The 19184-nt window shown below is 70.5% G+C and carries 16 protein-coding genes; 5 read left to right on the top strand and 11 right to left on the bottom strand.

Features of this window, described 5'->3' with window-relative positions; translation table 11 throughout:
* Positions 1-15 precede the first annotated feature (15 nt).
* From SNR22_RS01435 to SNR22_RS01450, 4 genes are all read right to left on the bottom strand, one after another.
* Positions 16-1116, bottom strand: a complete 1101-nt coding sequence (locus SNR22_RS01435) for a sugar-binding protein (RefSeq protein ID WP_320064426.1) — start codon at positions 1114-1116, stop codon at positions 16-18.
* A gap of 51 nt (positions 1117-1167) precedes the next feature.
* On the bottom strand, positions 1168-2466 hold the full coding sequence (mmsB, locus tag SNR22_RS01440) for a multiple monosaccharide ABC transporter permease (RefSeq protein WP_320064428.1): 1299 nt from the start codon (positions 2464-2466) through the stop codon (positions 1168-1170).
* The gene (gene mmsA, locus SNR22_RS01445; protein WP_320064430.1) at positions 2463-4010 is read right to left on the bottom strand and encodes a multiple monosaccharide ABC transporter ATP-binding protein; all 1548 of its coding nucleotides are present in this window, start codon (positions 4008-4010) and stop codon (positions 2463-2465) included. Before mmsA ends, mmsB begins: the two co-directional genes overlap by 4 nt.
* Positions 4011-4267: 257 nt before the next feature.
* Positions 4268-6529 (bottom strand): catalase, encoded by a 2262-nt coding sequence (locus tag SNR22_RS01450; RefSeq protein ID WP_320064431.1) that lies wholly within the window; start codon positions 6527-6529, stop codon positions 4268-4270.
* Between the two features lie 190 nt (positions 6530-6719).
* Here SNR22_RS01450 and SNR22_RS01455 point away from each other — a divergent pair, with 190 nt between their 5' ends.
* Positions 6720-7460, top strand: coding sequence for a DUF2071 domain-containing protein (locus SNR22_RS01455; RefSeq protein WP_320064433.1), 741 nt, complete (start codon positions 6720-6722; stop codon positions 7458-7460).
* 29 nt (positions 7461-7489) lie between these two features.
* Here SNR22_RS01455 and SNR22_RS01460 read toward each other — a convergent pair whose 3' ends face one another.
* The 4 genes from SNR22_RS01460 to SNR22_RS01475 all read right to left on the bottom strand — a co-directional run bounded on the left by SNR22_RS01460 (position 7490) and on the right by SNR22_RS01475 (position 11646).
* Positions 7490-8512, bottom strand: coding sequence for a LacI family DNA-binding transcriptional regulator (locus tag SNR22_RS01460; protein ID WP_320064434.1), 1023 nt, complete (start codon positions 8510-8512; stop codon positions 7490-7492).
* Positions 8513-8573: 61 nt separating this feature from the next.
* Positions 8574-9413 carry a carbohydrate ABC transporter permease gene (locus SNR22_RS01465; RefSeq protein WP_320064436.1) on the bottom strand — a complete coding sequence of 280 codons (840 nt, stop codon included), beginning with the start codon at positions 9411-9413 and terminating at the stop codon, positions 8574-8576.
* A complete protein-coding gene (locus SNR22_RS01470) occupies positions 9410-10351 on the bottom strand; it encodes a sugar ABC transporter permease (RefSeq protein WP_320064438.1) in 942 nt (313 codons plus the stop codon). The genes SNR22_RS01465 and SNR22_RS01470 overlap by 4 nt, the downstream gene beginning before the upstream one ends.
* 2 nt (positions 10352-10353) lie before the next feature.
* Complete coding sequence (locus tag SNR22_RS01475) at positions 10354-11646, bottom strand: extracellular solute-binding protein (RefSeq protein WP_320064440.1); 1293 nt, start codon at positions 11644-11646, stop codon at positions 10354-10356.
* 251 nt (positions 11647-11897) lie between these two features.
* On the opposite strand from SNR22_RS01475, the gene SNR22_RS01480 reads away from it, so the two are divergent.
* Positions 11898-13523, top strand: coding sequence for a glycoside hydrolase family 43 protein (locus tag SNR22_RS01480; protein WP_320064441.1), 1626 nt, complete (start codon positions 11898-11900; stop codon positions 13521-13523).
* A gap of 203 nt (positions 13524-13726) precedes the next feature.
* Here SNR22_RS01480 and SNR22_RS01485 read toward each other — a convergent pair whose 3' ends face one another.
* Genes SNR22_RS01485 through SNR22_RS01495 form a run of 3 tightly spaced genes read right to left on the bottom strand, consistent with a single transcriptional unit; the run spans position 13727 to position 15682 of the window.
* Positions 13727-14191 carry a MaoC family dehydratase gene (locus SNR22_RS01485; RefSeq protein WP_320064442.1) on the bottom strand — a complete coding sequence of 155 codons (465 nt, stop codon included), beginning with the start codon at positions 14189-14191 and terminating at the stop codon, positions 13727-13729.
* Complete coding sequence (locus SNR22_RS01490; RefSeq protein WP_320064443.1) at positions 14188-15360, bottom strand: acyl-CoA dehydrogenase family protein; 1173 nt, start codon at positions 15358-15360, stop codon at positions 14188-14190. The genes SNR22_RS01485 and SNR22_RS01490 overlap by 4 nt, the downstream gene beginning before the upstream one ends.
* 34 nt (positions 15361-15394) lie before the next feature.
* On the bottom strand, positions 15395-15682 hold the full coding sequence (locus SNR22_RS01495) for an acyl-CoA dehydrogenase family protein (protein ID WP_320064445.1): 288 nt from the start codon (positions 15680-15682) through the stop codon (positions 15395-15397).
* A gap of 90 nt (positions 15683-15772) precedes the next feature.
* Between SNR22_RS01495 and SNR22_RS01500 the strand changes: the two genes are divergently transcribed.
* Genes SNR22_RS01500 through SNR22_RS01510 form a run of 3 tightly spaced genes read left to right on the top strand, consistent with a single transcriptional unit; the run spans position 15773 to position 18975 of the window.
* Positions 15773-16438 carry a TetR/AcrR family transcriptional regulator gene (locus SNR22_RS01500; protein ID WP_320064447.1) on the top strand — a complete coding sequence of 222 codons (666 nt, stop codon included), beginning with the start codon at positions 15773-15775 and terminating at the stop codon, positions 16436-16438.
* A gap of 48 nt (positions 16439-16486) precedes the next feature.
* Entirely contained in the window at positions 16487-17905 is a 1419-nt protein-coding gene (locus SNR22_RS01505) for an aldehyde dehydrogenase family protein (RefSeq protein WP_320064449.1), read from the top strand.
* On the top strand, positions 17902-18975 hold the full coding sequence (locus tag SNR22_RS01510) for a Zn-dependent alcohol dehydrogenase (protein WP_320064451.1): 1074 nt from the start codon (positions 17902-17904) through the stop codon (positions 18973-18975). The genes SNR22_RS01505 and SNR22_RS01510 overlap by 4 nt, the downstream gene beginning before the upstream one ends.
* The last annotated feature ends 209 nt before the right edge of the window (positions 18976-19184 follow it).

A 19184-nucleotide genomic window follows, 5' to 3' on the forward strand; every position in this document is an offset into this window, starting at 1 on the left:
GTTACCTCACGGTGCTCACTTGGTGAGCGGCGCGAGCTTCGGGTCGTTGGCGTAGGCCTCGGCCGCGTTGGCCTTGGTGACGGCCATCGGCGGGAGCAGGTACGTCTCGACGACCTTGCTGCCGTTGTTGTAGGACTTGGTGTCGTTCACCTCGGGGGCATCGCCGGCCTGGAGGGCCTTCACCATGGTGATGGTCTGCTTGACCAGGTTCCGGGTGTCCTTGTTGATCGTCATGTACTGCTCGCCGGCCATGATCGACTTGATCGACTCGACCTCGGAGTCCTGACCGGTGACGATCGGGACGGACTTGCCGGCACCCTTGATCGAGGTGATGATCGCGCGGCCCAGGGTGTCGTTCGGGGAGAGGACGCCGTCCAGTTGCTTGCTGCCGTAGGTCGAGGTCAGCAGCTGGTCCATGCGGGCCTGCGCACCCTCGGCCTTCCAGCCCTGGATGGCGGTCTGCTTGACGTCGACCTGCTTCGAGGCGACGACCACGTTACCCTTGTCGATCTCCGGCTTGAGCACGTCCATCGCGCCGTTGAAGAAGACACCGGCGTTGTTGTCGTCCGGCGAGCCGGAGAAGAGCTCGATGTTGTACGGGCCGTTCGGCTTCTTGGCCTTCATGCCGTCCAGCAGGGCCTGGCCCTGGAGCTGGCCGACCTTGAAGTTGTCGAACGCGACGTAGTAGTCGAGGTCCGGGGTGTTGGTGATCAGCCGGTCGTAGGCGATGACCTTCACGCCCGCCTGGTGCGCCGCGGCGACCTGGGTCGACAGCTGCGCGGCGTCGGTCGCGCCGATGACGATGGCCTTGGCGCCCTTGGTCACCATGGCGGTGATCTGCGCCTGCTGGTCGGCGACCGTGGTCGACGCACCCGCGTACTGCACGTCGCTGGTGAAGCCGGCCTCCTTGAGGCCGCTGGTGAACAGGTCACCGGCGAGGACCCAGTTCTCCGAGGTCTTGGCGGGCAGGGCCACGCCGATCAGGGAGTTGGCCGCGAAGCCCTTGGCGGCCTCGGAGCCGCCGCCGGACTCCTCGTCACGGCCGGAGCCGCAGGCGGTCAGAGCCAGCGCCGCGATGGCGCCGATGGCCACCGACTTGCCGAGGAAGTTACGCATGAAGTAGTGCCCTTCTACGGAGGTGATACGGGAAGAGAAGGTCGGTGGGCGTCAGCCGGACACCTTGACGGGGGCCGGCTTGCCGTCCACCTTGGGTGTTGCGGTGGGGGGGCCGGAACCGTCACGGCGGAACGCACGCGTGAGGCTTCCGATGACGGAGAACCGCCCCTGGCTCTTGTTGTAGACGTCGATCGCGACGGCCAGCAGCAGGACCAGACCCTTGATGATCTGGACGCGGTCGGTGCCCACGCCCATCAGTTGCAGGCCGTTGTTGAGCACGGCCATGACCAGACCACCGACGATCGAGCCGCTGATGGTCCCGATGCCGCCGGAGACGGCCGCCCCACCGATGAAGACCGCGGCGATCGCGTCCAGTTCCCAGCCGTTGCCGTCCTGCGGCCCGGAGGCCGCCGAACGGGCCACGAAGATCATCCCGGCCAGCGCGGCCAGCACGGACATGTTCATCATGACGAAGAAGTTGACCCGCTTGAGCTTCACGCCGGAAAGCTCGGCGGCCCGGGAGTTGCCGCCCACCGCGTAGATGTGCCGGCCGCCGGCGGTGTTGCGGGTGTAGAAGGAGTACACGAGCACCAGCGCCAGCAGGATGATGCCGGAGATCGGGAAGCTGGTGCCGACCCGGCCGCTGGCGAAGCGCAGCGAGGCGAAGACGATCACGCCGATCATCACGGCCAGCCGCAGGATCGACACCCACATCGGGGTCGGGTCGGCGTTCATCTCGTGGCGCGTCCGGCGTGCCTGGAACTCCCGCCACACCACGGCCGCGCACGCGACCAGGCCCAGTAGCAACGTCAGGTTGTTGTAGCCGGTGCTCGGGCCGACCTCGGGCAGGAACCCGGAGCCGATCACCCGGAAGCTCTCGGGCACCGGGATCGTGTCCGCGTTGCCGATGAACTGGTTGCCACCCCGGAAGAGCAACATGCCCGCCAGGGTGACGATGAACGCCGGCACCCCGATGTAGGCCACCCAGAAGCCCTGCCAGGCACCGATCGCCGCGCCGATGATCAGGCCGAAGGCGATGGCGGCGGGCCAGGGCAGCGACCAGTCGGACATCGACTTGGCCACCAGGATGCCGGCGAACGCGGCGACCGAGCCGACCGACAGGTCGATGTGCCCGGCGACGATCACCATCAGCATGCCGATGGCCAGGATGAGGATGTACGAGTTCTGCTGGAACAGCGCGATCAGGTTGTCCGATCGCAGGGTCAGGCCGTCGGTGAGGATCTGGAACAGGACGACGATCGCGACCAGTGTGAAGATCATCCCGAACTGGCGGGCGTTGGAGGTCGTGCCTCCGAACAGGTTCTTCTGAAGGTCCTTGATACGGCTCATCGTGTCTGCATCTTCTTCGTCGAGGTCATCTGCTTCATGAGGATCTCCGGGTTTGCGTCCGCCCGGGCGATCTCGCCCGTGATGGCGCCTTCGAACACGGTGTAGATGCGGTCGCAGAGCCCGATCAGCTCCGGCAGTTCCGAGGAGATGACGACGACGCCCTTCCCCTGGTCGGCGAGCCGCTGGATGATGCCGTAGATCTCGTACTTGGCGCCCACGTCGATGCCGCGGGTCGGCTCGTCGAGGATCAGCAGGTCCGGGTCCGTGAACATCCACTTCGCCAGCACGACCTTCTGCTGGTTGCCGCCGGAGAGCTTGGAGACGCCCTCGTCGACCGTCGGGGCCTTGGTCCGCAGTTCCCTGCGGTACGCCTCGGCGGCCCGGTACTGGGCGACCTCGTCGAGCACGCCCCGGCGCGAGATCTTGGACAGCTTGGCGGCCACCGTCGAGGTCTTGATGTCGTCGAGCAGGTTGAGGCCGATCGCCTTGCGGTCCTCGCTGACGTACGCGAGCCCGTGGGCGATCGCGTCCGCCACCGACTTCAGCACGATCTGCTTGCCGTCCTTGATGATCGTGCCCGACTCGTACACCCCGTAGGAGCGGCCGAAGACGCTCATCGCCAGCTCGGTGCGCCCCGCGCCCATCAGCCCGGCGAAGCCGACGATCTCGCCCCGCCGTACGACGAAGTTCTCGTTCTTGCAGACCTGGCGCTCGGCGGAGATCGGGTGTCGGACGTTCCAGTCGCGGACCTCGAAGAAGACCTCGCCGATCTTCGGCGTGTGCTCCGGGAACCGGCTGCTGAGCTCGCGGCCGACCATGCCGCGAACGATCCGGTCCTCATCGACGCCGCCGGCCTGGACGTCCAGCGTCTCCACCGTCCTGCCGTCGCGCAGGATGGTGATCTGGTCGGCGATCGCCTCGATCTCGTTCAGCTTGTGCGAGATCATGATCGAGGTGATGCCCCGGGAGCGGAAGCCGCGCAGCAGGTCCAGCAGGTGCCGGGAATCTGCCTCGTTCAGCGCGGCGGTCGGCTCGTCGAGGATGAGCAGCTTCACGTCCTTGGCGAACGCCTTGGCGATCTCCACCAGCTGCTGCTTGCCGACTCCGATGTCCTTGATCAGGGTGTCCGGGTCCTCCGTCAGGCCGACCCGGGCCAGCAGCTCCAGCGCCATCCGGTTCGCGGCCTTCCAGTCGATCGCACCCCGCTTGCGCGGCTCGTTGCCGAGGAAGATGTTCTCGGCGATCGACATGCCCGGGATGAGCGCGAGCTCCTGATGGATGATCACGATGCCCGCGTTCTCGCTCGCGCGGATGTCGGAGAAGCGGGTCTCCGCGCCCTGGTAGAAGATCTGGCCCTCGTACGTGCCGTACGGATAGACCCCGCTGAGGACCTTCATCAGGGTGGACTTGCCGGCGCCGTTCTCGCCGCAGATGGCGTGGATCTCGCCGGCGCGCACCACCAGGTTGACGTCGGCGAGGGCCTTGACTCCGGGGAACTCCTTGGTGATGGAGCGCATCTCCAGGAGGATGGGTACGTCGCTCATCGTTCGCACCACCTCACCAACGTCATCGATGCCTCCGGAAGGGAAGAATCTTCACTTAGTTTTGTTGTTGGAGGCAACGTATTCCGCACGAGAGGCGATCGCAAGGCACGGGCAGGCGCAGAGAGGTAACAATCCGGTAATACGGAGGGTCGGCCAGCAGGCCGCTCTCCGGTGGACGCGGCTGGCGGGACGGCCGAGGGGCCATCCTCCGGCGAACGCGGAGGACGGCCCCTCGACAACGCAACGGATGGGCCCCGTCAGGCGACGGAGGCGGGGAACCGGTCCCACACCCGGTGGGCGGCCATCAGCTGCCGCACGCCGGTGAACACGTCGGCTCCGGAGTCGCCCGCGACGACGCCGAGCGTCCCGGCGGCCCCGGCCTGCTCCAACACGCCGACGCCGGCGCCCCACGCACCGATCGCCTTCGCGTGCCGCCAGCACTCCTGCACCAGCAGCAGCACGCGCGGATCCACGGCCGCCGAGTCCGCCGCGCCGGCCTTCGCGTCGCGGGCGGGAATCGCGCCCGGCGCCGGTGCCGGCGCCCCGGCCAGCAGCAGCGCGTCGAACTCGACCGACCGCGCGGTGGCGAAGGTCCGCTGCACGGGCCTGCCACCCACCGTCCCGCCGTGCGGGGCGATCAACAGCGGCACCATTCCGGCGGCGAACACCGCACGGCGCACCGCGTCGACCCCGTCGAGGTCGCTGTCGGCGTCCACGACGATCCCGATCGTGCGACCGTCGGTCGGCCACCCCCGGCCGACCTGCGACAGGGCGGGGCTCGGCGCGACGTCGGCGAGCGGCACGGTCGGCTCCGGCGCGGGAAGGCCCAGCCCCGTGGCGACCTGCGCGCACAGCACCGGGTCGATGTTGGCGAGGCTCTGGAGCTGGCGTTCCTTGATCGCCTGGTGGTAGCACTTGCCGAGCTCGAAGGCGTAGGCGCGGACGATGTGCTCCTTCTCGACCGGCGACATGCTCAGCCAGAAGAGGCGGACCTGGCTGAAGTGGTCGTCGAACGAGACCGGGTTCGCGCGTACCTTGGTCGCCTCCGCCACCGTCACCGGCACGTCGACGAACGCGTTGTCGGCGTCGCCCGCCGGGAAGGGATTGCCGCCGTCGAGCGAGTTCGGCCGGTACGGCGCGACCCCCGCGTGCACGGCCTGCTGGTGAAAGCCGTCGCGCAGCATGTCGTTGACCGGGGCGTGCGGCCGGTTGATCGGGAGCTGCGAGAAGTTCGGCCCGCCCAGCCGGGTGAGCTGCGTGTCGACGTACGAGAAGAGCCGGCCCTGCAGCAGCGGGTCGTTGGTGACGTCGATCCCCGGGGGCAGGTGGCCGAGGTGGAAGGCGACCTGCTCGGTCTCGGCGAAGAAGTTCCTCGGCGTCCGGTTGAGCGTCAGCCGCCCGACGGGCTGCACCGGCGCAAGCTCCTCCGGCACGATCTTCGTCGGATCGAGCAGGTCGATGCCGGAGAACGTCTCCTCCGGGGTGTCGGGGAAAATCTGGATGCCGAGTTCCCACTCGGGGTACGCGCCGGCCTCGATCGCGTCGTAGAGGTCCCGGCGGTGGAAGTCGGGGTCCACACCGGCCAGCAGCTGTGCCTCCTCCCAGGCCAGGGAGTGCACGCCCAGCTTGGGCTTCCAGTGGAACTTGACCAGCACGGTCTCCCCGGCGGCGTTCACCAGCCGGAAGGTGTGCACACCGAAGCCCTCCATCGTCCGGTACGAACGCGGGATGCCCCGGTCGGACATGTTCCACATCGTGTGGTGCTGCGCCTCGGTGTGCAGCGAGACGAAGTCCCAGAAGGTGTCGTGCGCGCTCTGGGCCTGCGGGATCTCCCGATCCGGATGCGGCTTGCCGGCGTGGATGACGTCGGGGAACTTGATCGCGTCCTGGATGAAGAAGACCGGCATGTTGTTGCCGACAAGGTCGAAGGTGCCCTCGTCGGTGTAGAACTTCGTCGCGAAGCCGCGGGTGTCGCGGACGGTGTCGGCCGAGCCGCGCGAGCCGAGGACGGTGGAGAACCGGACGAAGACGTCGGTCTCCTTGCCCTTCCTGAGGAAGCCGGCCTTCGTGATCTCCTCGGCGGTGCCGTAGCCGGTGAACACGCCGTGCGCTCCGGCCCCACGCGCGTGCACGACACGCTCGGGGATGCGCTCGTGGTCGAAGTGGGTGATCTTCTCGCGCAGGTGGTGGTCCTGGAGCAGGGTCGGACCGCGCGGCCCGGCCTTCAGCGAGTGGTCCGTGTCGCGCAGCCGCGCACCCTGGGAGGTGGTGAGGAAGGCGCCCTGCTGACCGTTCGCGATCGTCGGTGCGCCGGTCGGTGCGCCGGTCGGCGTACGGGTCTCCGGGGCGCCCTGCTCCTTCCTTGGCGGCAACGGGTCGTGCGTCGTCGTCGGTTCCTCGACGGTCGGCGTGGCGCTGCCCGGCGCACCGGGAACGTCCGGGGTCAGGGCCTCGGTCACCTTCTCCGCAGCGGCCTCCACGACATCCTTGACCGCCTTGGCGGGCTTGCTGGAATTCATCTGGACGAATACCTCCATGGGTGGTTACATGCGTATCCGTCCCGTACCCCCGCCAGAGCGAGCAAAACGGACCGATTGCCCACGCCACGTCCGGCCCGGCACGGACGACCCGCCACGACGGTGGGCGATGCGGCTGTGACGACAGGTGACGGGGCGTGTTGCGGGCCTCCCCTGCGGGCAGGATGGGCACGTGCACATCGAGCCCCTCGACCCCGCGCCCCGGCAGGGGTTCCGCCGGCACATCCTGCGGCAGCGCTGGGAGCACCTCACCTTCCTGCACTGGGCGGTCGCGCCGGAGCTCGTCGCGCCGCTGCTGCCCGCCGGCACCCGCCCGGACACCCTCGACGGAACGACCTACGTCGGCCTGATCGGCTTCCGGATGGTCGGGGTGGGCCTCGGGCGGGGGCCCGCCGTGCCGTACCTCGGCAGCTTCTGGGAGACCAACGTCCGGCTCTACTCGGTCGACGACACCGGCCGGCGGGCCGTGGTGTTCCGCTCGCTCGACGCGTCCCGGCTGATCCCGGTGCTGGTCGCCCGCGCGACCCTGCGACTGCCGTACCTCTGGTCGGCGATGCGGCTGGACCACGACGGCGACCGCCGCACCTACCGGTGCCGGCGCCGCTGGCCCGGCCCGGCCGGCGCGACGAGCCGGATGGTGGTCCGGGTGGGTGAGCCGATCGCCGACCCGACCCCACTGGAACACTTCGTCACCGCCCGCTGGGGGTTGCACACCCGGGCGTACGGGCGCACGCTGCACCTGCCGAACTGGCATCCGCGCTGGCCCTTACACCGGGCCGAGCTGCTGCACCTGGACGACGAACTGGTCACCGCCGCCGGGCTGCCGGCACCGACCGAAGCGCCCGCCAGCGTGCTCTACTCCCCCGGCGTCCCCGTCGGGTTCGGCCCGCCGGCCACCGCACACCCGCGCTGATCCGCCGGGCACGGTGGGGCGATGGGGGGTCAGCGTCGCCGGGGGGCCGCGGCGCTGTCGCGGACGACGAGCTCGGTGGCAAGCTCGACACGAGGGCTTTCGATCTTCTCGCCCTGAGCCAGCCGCAGCACGGTCCGCGCCGCCAGCATGCCCATCTCGACCAGGGGTTGACGCACCGTGGTCAGCGGCGGGGAGCACCAGCGGACCTCGGGCAGGTCGTCGAAGCCGACCACGCTGATGTCGTCGGGCACCCGCAGGCCCCGTTTGCGGACCGCCTCGTAGACGCCGAGCGCCATCTGGTCGCTGGAGGCGAAGATGGCGGTGGGTGGGTCGGGCAGCGCCAGCAGCTGCGTGCCGGCGGCGTAGCCGGCCTCGTGATAGAAGTTGCCGGGGAAGATCAGTGCGTCGTCGACGGCGACGCCGGCGCCCTCGAGCGCGGCCCGGTAGCCGTCCAGCCGCGCCCGGCTGCACATCAGCTGCGGGGGGCCGGCGATGAACCCGATGCGGCGGTGGCCGAGGCCGAGCAGGTACTGGTTGGCGCCCAGACTGCCCGCCCAGTTGGTGGCGCCGATCGTGGACGCCGCCTGCGGGGCCACCCCGGCGGGGTCGACGATGACCACGGGAAGGTTGAGCCGGCGCAGCTCGGCCTGCAACGGTGGCGCCACCATCGAGGTCACGAAGATGACCCCCCGGGTGGAGCGGGTCCGCATGTTGTCGAGCCACTGCTTGGCCGAGGAGGTGCGCTGGTGGATCGCCGAGACGACGGTGCCCACGCCACCGCTGTGCGCGACGTCCTCCACCCCGCGGATGATCTCCACCGCCCAGGGGCTGTCGAGGTCATTGAAGACCAGGTCGATCAGGGCGGAATCGGAGCGCCTGCTCGGCGGGCGGCGGCGGTAGCCGTGCCGGGTGAGCAGCTCCTCGACGCGTTCACGGGTCCGGGGGGCGACGTCGGAGCGTCCGTTGATGACCCGGGAGACCGTGGGCACGGAAACGCCGGCCAGACGCGCGATCATCGCGATGGTGACGTTCCGGCTGTTGTCGGCGTCCACGGTCCGCCCTTTCGTCCTGCCTGGGGCTGCGGTCGCAGAAGGCTACCGCAGCGGGTATCCGTCATCCCTTGACGCTGCCGGCCAGACCGCCGATGAGCTGGCGTTCGGCGACGGCGTAGAAGCCCAGGGCGGGAATCATGGAGAGCACCACGTAGGCGAGCACCCGGGCGGTGTCGTCGGCGTACTGCCCCTGGAACGCCTGGACCCCCACCGGGAGGGTCCACCAGCTCTGGTCGGTGAAGACGACCAACGGAAGCATGAAGTTGTTCCAGCTGGTGACGATGGCCAGGACCGAGACGGTGGCCAGCGCGGGACGGGCCATCGGCAACAGGATCCGCCAGAAGAACCCGAACGGGGTGCACCCGTCGAGGATCGCGGCCTCCTCCACCTCGCCGGGGATGGTGCGGAAGAACTGACGCAGGATGACAATGGTGATCGGCAGCCCGAAGGCGGCCTGGGGCAGGATCACCCCGAGCGGATTGTCCAGCAGGCCCATGCCGCGCAGCAGCACGAAGAGCGGCAGGATGGCGACCGCGAACGGGAACATCAGCCCCACCGCGAAGACGGTGAACACTAGTTCCCGGCCGCGGAACGCGAAGCGGGCGAAGACGAACGAGGCCATCGCCGACGCACCGACGACGACGAGCGTGCTGGTCGCGGCGATGAGGAGGCTGTTGCCCAGTTGTCGCCAGAACACCTCGGAGGCAAGGATGCCGGTGTAGTTGTCGGTGACCCAGGGGTCGGGCCAGCCGAGGGGGTTGGTGGAGAGTTGCCCGTTGTCCTTGAACCCGCCGAGCACCCCGAACCAGACCGGCACGACGATGAGCGCGCCGACAGTGACGCAGACGAGGTGCAGCACGAGGCGGCGGGTCCGCAGAGCGGGATTCGCCGTGCCGGTCATCCCTGGACTCCTTGGTTGGTGAGCGCGCCTTCGGTGTCGCGACGCAGGACGACGCGCTGGTAGAAGAGGGCGAAGACGAGGCTCAGGACGAACATGATGATGCTGATCGCGCTGGCGTAGCCGACCTCGAAGCGGCCGAAGCCGTACCGGTACATCGTCACGGCCATGGTTTCCGAGGCGTGGATCGGGCCGCCGCCGGTGAGGACCCAGACCATGTCGAACAGTTGCACGGTGCCGATGACCGACAGGAACACGCTGATGCGGATCGTCGGCCCCAGCAGCGGCAGGGTGACGTGCCGGAATGCCTGCCAACCGCTGGCGCCGTCGGTGGTGGCGGCCTCGTGGAGCTCCTTGGGGATGCCCTGCCGGGCGGCCAGGTAGAGCATCAGGTGGAGACCGAAGTACTTCCAGGAGACGACCAGGAAGACGGCGAAGAGCACGGTGTCCGGATCGGCGAAGACGGCTCCGGCGTCGGCGCCCAGCCACCGCGAGATCGCGTCGCCCAGCCCCCGGTTCGGTGAGAACACCAGGGTGAACAGGACGGCGGTGGTGACCTCGGAGAGCACGTACGGGGCGAAGAAGACCAGCCGGTAGACGCTTCGGCCCTTCAACGGCTGGTGCAGGAGCATGGCCAGGCCCAGCGCAGCGGGCAGCTGGATCACCAGTGACAGCACGATCAGCAGCAGTCCGCGCCACAGGTCGCCGCGGAAGGTCGGGTCGCCGAAGGCCCGGGTGTAGTTGTCCAGCCCGACGAAGTTCTCCGGCAGGCCGAAGCCGTTCCACTTGTGGAGGCTGGCGTAGCCGGCCACCACGATGGGAGCGACGACCAGCAGCAGGAACAGCGCCAGGGAGGGTGTCAGGAGGGCGGCGAGGGTGCCGCGGTGGCCCGGTCGGCGCCGTCGGCCGGGCCGCCCTGCGGATCGGTGTGGGTGGGCCATGGCTACTGGCTCTTCGCCACCGCGGTGATGTCCTTGACGATCTGCGCGGGCGTCTTGGTGCCGGCGATCAGCTCGGCGACGCTGTCGTTGACCTGCTGACCGACGGCGGGCGGGTACGCCTGGTCGAGGTAGAGCTGGAAGCCGGTGGCGCTGGCCAGGTTCTGCGCGACGATCTTGTTGTTGGGATCGGTGATGGCCGTGGCGGCGTCCTTGACCGTGGGCAGCACCGCGCCGGTCTTGGCTGCCCTGCCCTGGTTGTCGACGGTGAGCAGGGTCTTGAGGAAGTCGACGGCCGCGTCGGGGGCGTCCTTGCCGACGGCGAAACCGTTGCCGCCGCCGAACGCCTCCGAGGCGGAGCCCTTGCCGCCATCGACGATGGGGAACGGGAAGAAGCCGAGCTTGTCGCCGAGGCCCTTCTTGCCGGTGGAGCTCGACGCCTGCACCGACGGGGCCCACTGGCCCATCAGCTCCATGGCCGCGCGTCCGTTGCCCATCGTGGCGGCCTGCCCGTCCGGGGAGCTGTAGTCCGCGCCGAGGAAGCCCTTCTGGAACGGTTGCAGATCGACCAGTTCCTTGAGTCGGTCACCGGCCGCGACGAAGTCGGGGGTGTCGAAGTTGTTGTCCTTGGCGGCCTGCTGGAGGGCACCGAGCCCACCGATGCGCATCGCCAGGTAGGCCCAGTAGTAGTGGGCCGGCCACTTCTCCTTGCCGCCCAGCGCGATCGGAACGGTGCCGGCGGCCTTGAGCTTGCCGACCGCGTCGAGGACACCGGCCCAGCTCGTGGGTGCGGCGGCGACGCCGGCCCGGGCAAAGAGGTCCTTGTTGTACCAGAAACCGACCATGCCGACGTCGAACGGAACACCGTAGATCTTGCCGTCGATGGTGAACGGCTGCACAGCGGCGGGCAGCAGCCCGCCGATCCAGGGCCGCACGGCGTCGGTGAGGTCCTTGACCAGGCCCGCGTCGACCTGCTGCTTGAGCACTCCCCCACCCCAGGACTGGAACAGGTCGGGCGGGGAGCCGGCCTGGGTGGCGGTGGTCAGCTTGGCCTTGAACGCCTCGTTCTCCAGCGGCTGGATGTCGACGGTGACGCCGGGGTGGGCGGCCTGGTACTCCGTGGCCATCGCCGCCCACACCGGCAGCATCGGCTCGGTGTTCTGGATGTGCCACCAGTTGATGGACTGCGGGCCGCCCGGGTCGTCGGACCCGTCGTCGCTACAGGCGCCGAGCAGGTGGGCGCCGGCACCGGCGCCGACGAGGCCGAGCAGCGTTCTGCGGGAGAGGTGCGCTGTCATGATCCATCCCTTCGGGGACTCACGGGGGGCTCGGATGCCGATCGAGCCGGCGGTGCTCCAACCTGGATCTTCGGAAGTTTCGGTGATCCACCGAAATTACCGATGTGCTGGCCGGCACGCTACGACGTTGTTTCCGCCCCGGTCAAGGGGTCTGTCCTATGGCGACATAAACGGTTACCGTGGTCGAGACTTCCCGAGCATCCGGGCCGAACGTCCGGAAGTTTGCCGAAAGCCGCACCAGAGGAGCTGACGTGTCGACCGAGACCGCTGACGTGGCGACCGCCGCCCGGTTGATCCGCAATCCCGTCCTCGCCGGGTTCCACCCGGACCCGTCGATCCTTCGGGTCGGCGACGACTACTACCTGGCCACCTCGACCTTCGAGTGGTATCCGGGGGTCCGGGTGCACCACTCCCGTGATCTCGTCCACTGGCGCGCGTTGGGCGGGATCATCACCGAGCGCCGCCTGCTCGACCTGCGCGGCTGCGGCGACTCCAACGGGGTGTGGGCACCCGACCTGTCCTACCACGACGGCGAGTTCCTCCTCGTCTACAGCGACGTGGCCAGCTTCGCCAGCGGCTACTGGGATCCCCAGAACTACCTGGTCACCGCCCCCGACATCGCCGGCCCCTGGTCGGATCCGGTGAAGCTGCACGGGCGCGGTTTCGACGCCTCGCTGTTCCACGACGACGACGGCACCAGCTGGCTGCTGAGCATGAGCGCGGACTGGCGCCCCGGCCGCGACCGCTTCGCCGGCATCGAGATACAACAATACGATCGGGCCACGCGCCGGCTCGTCGGCCGGCCCCGCCTGCTGTTCACCGGCACCTCTGTCGGGCTCACCGAGGGCCCGCACCTGTACCGCCACGAGGGCTGGTACTGGCTGGTCACCGCCGAGGGAGGCACGAGCTGGGAGCACCAGGTCACCGTGGCGCGCTCGCGCGAGTTGTTCGGGCCGTACGAGGTGGACCCGGCCGGGCCGCTACTGACCTCCGTGGGCCGGCCGGACCTGCGGTTGCAGAAGGCTGGGCACGGCAGCCTGGTCCGCACCCCGCATGACGACTGGTACCTGGCCCACCTGGTCGGGCGCCCCTACACCCCGCTGGGCAGTTGCGTGCTGGGGCGGGAGACCGCGATCCAGCGGGTCGAGTGGCCGCCGGGCGGCTGGCCTCGCGTCCCCGGCGGGGTGCCGGCGGACACCGTCGCCGCGCCCTGCCTGCCCCCGCACCCGTGGCCCGCCGAGCCCGCCACCGACCACTTCGACGCCGCCGAGTTGGGGCCGGCCTGGTCGACGCTGCGCCGGCCGGCCACCGGAGACTGGGTCGACCTGCGGGCCCGCCGGTCGCACCTGCGCCTCCATGGTGGGCAGTCGCCGGTGGGCAGGCAGGCCCCCAGCCTGGTCGCGCAGCGCGTCGGCGCAACGCGCTGTTCGCTGGAGACCGTGGTCGAGTTCGACCCGGTCGACCACCTCCAGTTGGCCGGGATCACCGCCTACTACAACACCCTCAACTGGCACCACCTCTACCTGACCCGCGCCGACGACGGCCGGGCCGTGCTGGAGCTGCTGAGCTCCGACAGCGGCCGGCGCACCACCTATCCGGGCCTGACCGTCGACGTCACCGGTGTCACCCGGGTCGGCCTGCGCGGGTTGTTCGACGGTCCGGTCGTGCGCTTCTGCTACGACCTCGGCGCCGGTTGGCAGCAGCTTCCGGTGGACCTCGACGCGACCATCCTCTCCGACGAGCACGCCGCACTGATCATCGACGGGGAGCCGGCGGCGTGGGGCTTCACCGGGGCGTTCCTCGGCCTCTGGGTGCAGGATCTCGGCGGCGACGGCGTCCACGCCGACTTCGACCTCGCCACCTACCGGGAACACTGACCGGTCCCCGGCGCCGGCGGTTCGGCCTGCCCGGCAGGCGTGCCTGGCCTCCGCCCCCGGGCCGGCCGCGGCGGGCTCGGGGCGGAGGCTCCACCCCGGCCCGCCGCGGCGGGCACCGCCGGGGCCGGTCGCGGGCGGTGATCCGGCGGGACGCTCCTGCGGATCACCGCGCCGGTTCGACGGTCACCGCAGCCGTGCGGGAGTCACCGGGGTGCCCCGACGTAGAGCCGGCTCACCGACTCGGCGACGCAGACCGGCTTGCCGCCGGCGTCGCTGTGCACGGTGACGGAGGTGACGAGCTGCACCCCGCCGGCGACCGGGGCCACCTCGGCGATGGCGGCGGTGGCCCGCACCGCGCTGCCGACTCGCAGCGGTGCCGGGAAGCGCACCCGGTTCAGGCCGTAGTTGACGCCCATCCGCACCCCGTCGACCCGGTAGAGGCGGCCGACGAGCGCCGGCAGCAGCGACAAGGTCAGGTAGCCGTGCGCGATCGTGCCGCCGAACGGCCCGGTCGCGGCCCGTTCGGCGTCCAGGTGGATCCACTGGTGGTCGTCGGTGGCGTCGGCGAAGAGGTCGACCCGGTGTTGGTCGATCCGCTCCCAGGGCCCCGGGCCGAGAGTCTCCCCGACAGCGGTGGCCAGTTCCCCGGTGTCGGCGAAGATCCTCATGCCAGGTGCCCGCCGATCTTCGTGTAGCCGCGCAGCAGGTCCCGGGCGATGATAAGGCGCTGCATCTCGTCGGTGCCCTCGAAGATCCGGTACAGCCGCACCTGCCGGTACCAGCGCTCGATCGGCAACTCCCGGGTGTAGCCCATGCCACCGTGGATCTGGAGCACCCGGTCCACCACCCGGTTGACCATCCCGGCGCCGTAGAGCTTGCCCATCGACGAGGCGTGCCGGGGGTCGTGCCCCTGGTCGACCGTCCAGGCCGACCGGAGCACCAGCCAGCGGGCCGCCTCCAGCTCGGTCTCCGAGTCGGCGATCATCCACTGGATGGCCTGGTTGGTGCCGATCTTCGCGCCGAACGTCTCCCGGGTGTTGGCGTGGTCGATCGCCATCTGCAACGCCCGCTCGGCGATGCCGATGGCGTGCGAGGGGATGGTGTAGCGCCCCTTGCCGATCCACTTCATGCCCAGCGCGAAGCCCTGGCCCACCTCGCCGAGGACGTTGCGGTGCGGCACCCGTACGCCGTCGAAGACCAGCGACGCGGGGCCGCCCTCCCCCATCGTCTGGATGAACTCCGAGCGCCAGCCCATCGACCGGTCCACCAGGAAGGCGGTCGCCCCGCCGTCGCGGGCGCCCCGGTCCCGGTCGGTCACCGCGACCACGATGGCGAAGTCGGCGTCGTTGCCGCCGGTGATGAAGGTCTTCTCGCCGTCGAGGATCCAGTCGTCGCCGTCACGGCGGGCCGCGAACCTGATGTTGGCGGCATCCGAGCCGGCGCCCGGCTCGGTGATCGCGAAGCAGGAGACCCGCTCCCCCTCGATGGTGGGGAGCAGGAACTCCCGCTTCTGCTCCTCGGTGGCGTGGAAGAGGATGTTGTCGGCCTCGCCGCCGAAGCGGAACGGCATGAAGGTGCGGCCCAGCTCGGTCCAGATCAGCGACTGCGTGACGGCGGGCAGGTCCATGCCGCCGTACTCCTGCGGGGTGGCCAGCCCCCAGAAGCCGAACTTCCTCGCCTTGAGCTGCAACTCCCGCAGCTCGCCGCGTTCCAGGCCGGGCCGGTGCGCCCGTTCCCGCCGCAGCAGCTCCTGCTCCAGCGGCATGACCTCCCTGGTGATGAAGTCGCGGGCCGTGTCACGGATGGCCCGCTCCTCGTCGGAAAGCGCGAAGTCCATGTCCCCTCCGGGTGCTGATCGAGCGGGGCGCGACTCAGCGCGCGCCGCCGTTGACGTACAGGGTCTGTCCGCTGACGTACGACGCGTCGTCGCTGGCCAGGAAGAGGAGTTGCTGGATCTGGCTGGTGCCCTCGTAGAGGGTGGCGGCCCGGGCGTCGCGCAGGTACTTGCCGACCGGGTACTCGTCGATGTAGCCGTACCCGCCGAAGACCTGGACCGCGTCGTTGGCCGCGCGGACGGCAGCCTCGCTCGCCTCGCGAGCCGCGAAGTCGGCGGCGAGCCGGCGGACCGCCACCTGCTCGGCGGAGAGCTGAAGGTCCATGCCCAATAAACTAGCGGTGCAAGTTTTAGTCCGTCCAGACCCGACTGTGGCAGAGTTTCCGCACGGACCACCGACCGAAGGAGAACCACCATGCCCCGGCCGCGGCAGGCGCTGCTCAGCCGGCAGCGGATCATCGAGGCCGCCGCCGCGCTGATCGACTCCGAAGGGCTGGAGGGGTTCTCCACCCGGCGGCTCGCCGCCGAGCTCGGCGTCCGCGGCCCGTCGCTCTACAACCACTTCGCCACCAAAGACGAGATCCTCGACGCGGTCGCCGACAGCATCACCGGGCAGGTGGACGTGTCGTTCTTCGGTGCCGTCGACTGGCGCGAGGCGCTGCGCCGGTGGGGGCACTCGTACCGGGCGGCGCTCGCCGCCCACCCGCACATCGTGCCGTACCTGGCCCGGGGCCCCGGGCGCCGGTCGGCCGCGCTGGCCATGGCCGACGCGGTCTACGGGGGGCTCGTCGACGCGGGCTGGCCGCCGGCCCGGGCCACCCACATCGGCGCGCTCATGCGGTACTTCGTCGCGGGATCGGCGCTGGGGTCGTTCGCCCGGGGCTTCGTCGAGGACCCCGGGCTCTACGCCGAGCAGTATCCGCACCTCACCCAGGCCCACCGCCTGGCCGAACACCAGCAGCGTGTCGACGAGGGCGCGTTCGCCCTGGGCCTCGACGCGCTCATCGACGGCCTCACCCGCACCTACGAGCGGACCATCGCCGCCCCGCCGCCCCTGCCGTCGGATGCGGACACCCATTAAAGTAAAAACTTGCACCGCTAGTTTCCAGTGACGTACGTGAGGGGCGCGATGGATCTCGCACGGACCGATTTCTACCTCGACGGCCACTGGGTCAGCGCGTCGCCCGGGCAGAGCCTCCCGGTGCACAATCCCGCGACGGAGCAGGTCATCGCGACCGTGCCGGCCGGCACGGCGGCCGACGTCGATCGGGCCGTCGCCGCCGCCCGGGCCGCGTTCGACGGCTGGGCCGCCACCGCGCCGGCCGACCGGTCGGCCCACCTGGACCGGCTGCACGCCGCGCTGACCGCCCGCGCCGACGAGATCGCCCGGACCGTCGCCGCCGAGCTGGGCACCCCGCTCAAGGTGGCCGTGCGGGTGCAGGCCGGGCTCCCCCTCACCGTCCTGCGCGGGTACGTCGACCTGGCCGCCCGGCCACCGGCCGAGCAGACCGTTGGCCACTCTCTGGTGGTACGGGAACCGGTCGGCGTGGTCGGCGCGATCACCCCGTGGAACTACCCGCTGCACCAGGTCGTCGCCAAGCTCGCCCCGGCCCTCGCGGCCGGCTGCACGGTGGTGCTCAAGCCGAGCGAGCTGACGCCGCTGGTGGCATACCTCCTCTTCGACGCGGTCCACGAGGCCGGGTTCCCGCCCGGCGTGGTCAACCTGGTCACCGGCACCGGCCCGGTGGTCGGCGAGGCCATCGCCGCCCACCCGGGCATCGACATGGTCTCCTTCACCGGGTCCACGGCCACCGGCCGGCGGATCTCCCACCTGGCCGCCGACCGCGTCGCCCGGGTCGCGCTGGAGCTCGGCGGCAAGTCGGCCAACGTCATCCTCGACGACGCCGACCTGGCCACGGCCGTGAAGGTGGGCGTCGGCAACGCCTTCCTCAACTCCGGGCAGACCTGCACCGCCTGGACCCGGATGCTGGTACACCGGTCCCGGTACGAGGAGGCCCTGACCCTCGCCGCGCGGGCCGCCGAGGGATACCGGCTCGGCGACCCGTTCGACCCGGCCACCCGGCTCGGCCCGCTCGTCTCCGCGACCCAACGACAACGGGTACGCGACCACATCGACAAGAGCCTGGCCGACGGGGGTCGGCTGATCGCCGGCGGCCCGGACGCCCCGGTGCCGGACCGGGGCTGGTTCGTCGCCCCCACGGTGATCGCCGACGTCGACCCCGACAGTGCGCTGGCCCAGGAGGAGGTCTTCGGGCCGGTGCTGGCGGTGATCCCGGTCGACGACGACGCCCACGCCGTCGCGGTGGCCAACAACTCCCGGTACGGGCTGGCCGGCGCGGTCTGGTCCGGCGACTCCGAGCGGGCGCTGCGGGTGGCCCGGCGGCTGCGCACCGGCGCGGTCGACATCAACGGCGCCCCGTTCAACCCGCTCGCCCCGTTCGGTGGCTACAAGCAGTCCGGCCTCGGCCGGGAGCTGGGCAGCTACGGGCTGGACGAGTTCCTGCAGACCAAGGCAATCCAGCGATGAGGGCGCTGGTCGCCCGGGCCGTCGGGGAGCCGCCCCGGGTGGAGGAGATCGACCTGCCGCCCACCGGCCCCGGCGAGGTACGGGTGGAGATCCGGGCCGCCGGGGTGTGCCACTCGGACCTGTCGATGATCAACGGCACGGTGGCAGCGCCGTACCCGCTGGTGCTCGGTCACGAGGCGGCCGGCGTCGTGGCCGAGGTCGGCGCGGGCGTGACCCGGGTCGCCCCCGGGGAGCACGTGGTGCTGAACTGGTCGCCGCCGTGCCGACGGTGCTGGTACTGCGGGCACGGCGAGCCGTGGCTCTGCGAGCGCGCCGGCGCACCCGCCGTCCCCAGGGGCGGCAGCGTCGACGGTGAGTCGCTGCACGTCACACTGGGCCTGGGTGCCCTGGCCGAGCAGGTGGTGGTGCCGCAGCACGCGGTGATCGCGGTCCCCGCCGAGCTGCCCATGGAGGCCGCCGCGTTGCTGGGCTGTGCCGTGCTCACCGGAATCGGCGCGGTCCGCCGGACCGCCGCAGTTGCCCCCGGCGACGCGGTGGCCGTCATCGGCCTCGGCGGGGTGGGACTGTCGGTGGTCTCCGCCGCCCGCGCCGCAGGCGCCGGCCCGGTGCTCGCCGTCGACGTGTCGCCCGCCAAGGCGGAGCTGGCTCTCGCCGTGGGCGCCACCGAGTTCCTGATCGCCGACGACGAGATCAACCGGGCGCTGCGCGGACGCACCGACGGGCGGGGCGTCGACCACGCCTTCGAGTGTGTCGGGCGGGCCAGCACCATCCGCACCGCCTGGCGAGCGACCCGCCGGGGCGGACAGGTGACCGTGGTGGGCATGGGTGCCAAGGACGACATCGTCGGCCTGAGCGCCCTGGAGATCTTCCATTCGGCTCGTACGCTGCGCTCGTCGGTCTACGGCTCGTCCGATCCGGACCGGGACGTCCCGGAGCTGGCCCGGGCCGTGCTCGACGGCACCCTCGACCTGACCCCGCTGATCACCGACCGGACCACACTGGACGGCGCTCCGGAGGCCTTCGCCCGGATGGCCCGGGGCGAGGGAGCACGCACGGTGGTCCGACCCTAGCGCCTGGTCCAGCGGGCTGCGACGCCGGCTGCGTCCGCGAGGTCGTGGACGCGTGGGCTGCGGTCGTGGCCCCTCCGCGACCGGGCAACACCCGAGCGCCGGGGGCTACTCCCTCACGCTAGGTCAGGTTTTCCGTTGTCGGGTGCCGGCCGGACCATGCCGACCTCGGCTCCTTTGCTCTGCTGCCGTATCCGCAACACCAGCACTAC

It is taken from the genome of Micromonospora sp. RTGN7 (assembly GCF_033804645.1).
Lineage (GTDB): Bacteria > Actinomycetota > Actinomycetes > Mycobacteriales > Micromonosporaceae > Micromonospora.

What these genes read in the sequence shown, in the direction of transcription:
- SNR22_RS01435 (WP_320064426.1), bottom strand. Translation starts at nt 1,116, where the DNA reads ATGCGTAACTTCCTCGGCAAGTCGGTGGCCATCGGCGCCATCGCGGCG.
- mmsB (WP_320064428.1), bottom strand. Translation starts at nt 2,466, where the DNA reads ATGAGCCGTATCAAGGACCTTCAGAAGAACCTGTTCGGAGGCACGACC.
- mmsA (WP_320064430.1), bottom strand. Translation starts at nt 4,010, where the DNA reads ATGAGCGACGTACCCATCCTCCTGGAGATGCGCTCCATCACCAAGGAG.
- SNR22_RS01450 (WP_320064431.1), bottom strand. Translation starts at nt 6,529, where the DNA reads ATGAATTCCAGCAAGCCCGCCAAGGCGGTCAAGGATGTCGTGGAGGCC.
- SNR22_RS01465 (WP_320064436.1), bottom strand. Translation starts at nt 9,413, where the DNA reads ATGACCGGCACGGCGAATCCCGCTCTGCGGACCCGCCGCCTCGTGCTG.
- SNR22_RS01470 (WP_320064438.1), bottom strand. Translation starts at nt 10,351, where the DNA reads ATGGCCCACCCACACCGATCCGCAGGGCGGCCCGGCCGACGGCGCCGA.
- SNR22_RS01475 (WP_320064440.1), bottom strand. Translation starts at nt 11,646, where the DNA reads ATGACAGCGCACCTCTCCCGCAGAACGCTGCTCGGCCTCGTCGGCGCC.
- SNR22_RS01485 (WP_320064442.1), bottom strand. Translation starts at nt 14,191, where the DNA reads ATGAGGATCTTCGCCGACACCGGGGAACTGGCCACCGCTGTCGGGGAG.
- SNR22_RS01490 (WP_320064443.1), bottom strand. Translation starts at nt 15,360, where the DNA reads ATGGACTTCGCGCTTTCCGACGAGGAGCGGGCCATCCGTGACACGGCC.
- SNR22_RS01495 (WP_320064445.1), bottom strand. Translation starts at nt 15,682, where the DNA reads ATGGACCTTCAGCTCTCCGCCGAGCAGGTGGCGGTCCGCCGGCTCGCC.
- SNR22_RS01500 (WP_320064447.1), top strand. Translation starts at nt 15,773, where the DNA reads ATGCCCCGGCCGCGGCAGGCGCTGCTCAGCCGGCAGCGGATCATCGAG.
- SNR22_RS01505 (WP_320064449.1), top strand. Translation starts at nt 16,487, where the DNA reads ATGGATCTCGCACGGACCGATTTCTACCTCGACGGCCACTGGGTCAGC.
- SNR22_RS01510 (WP_320064451.1), top strand. Translation starts at nt 17,902, where the DNA reads ATGAGGGCGCTGGTCGCCCGGGCCGTCGGGGAGCCGCCCCGGGTGGAG.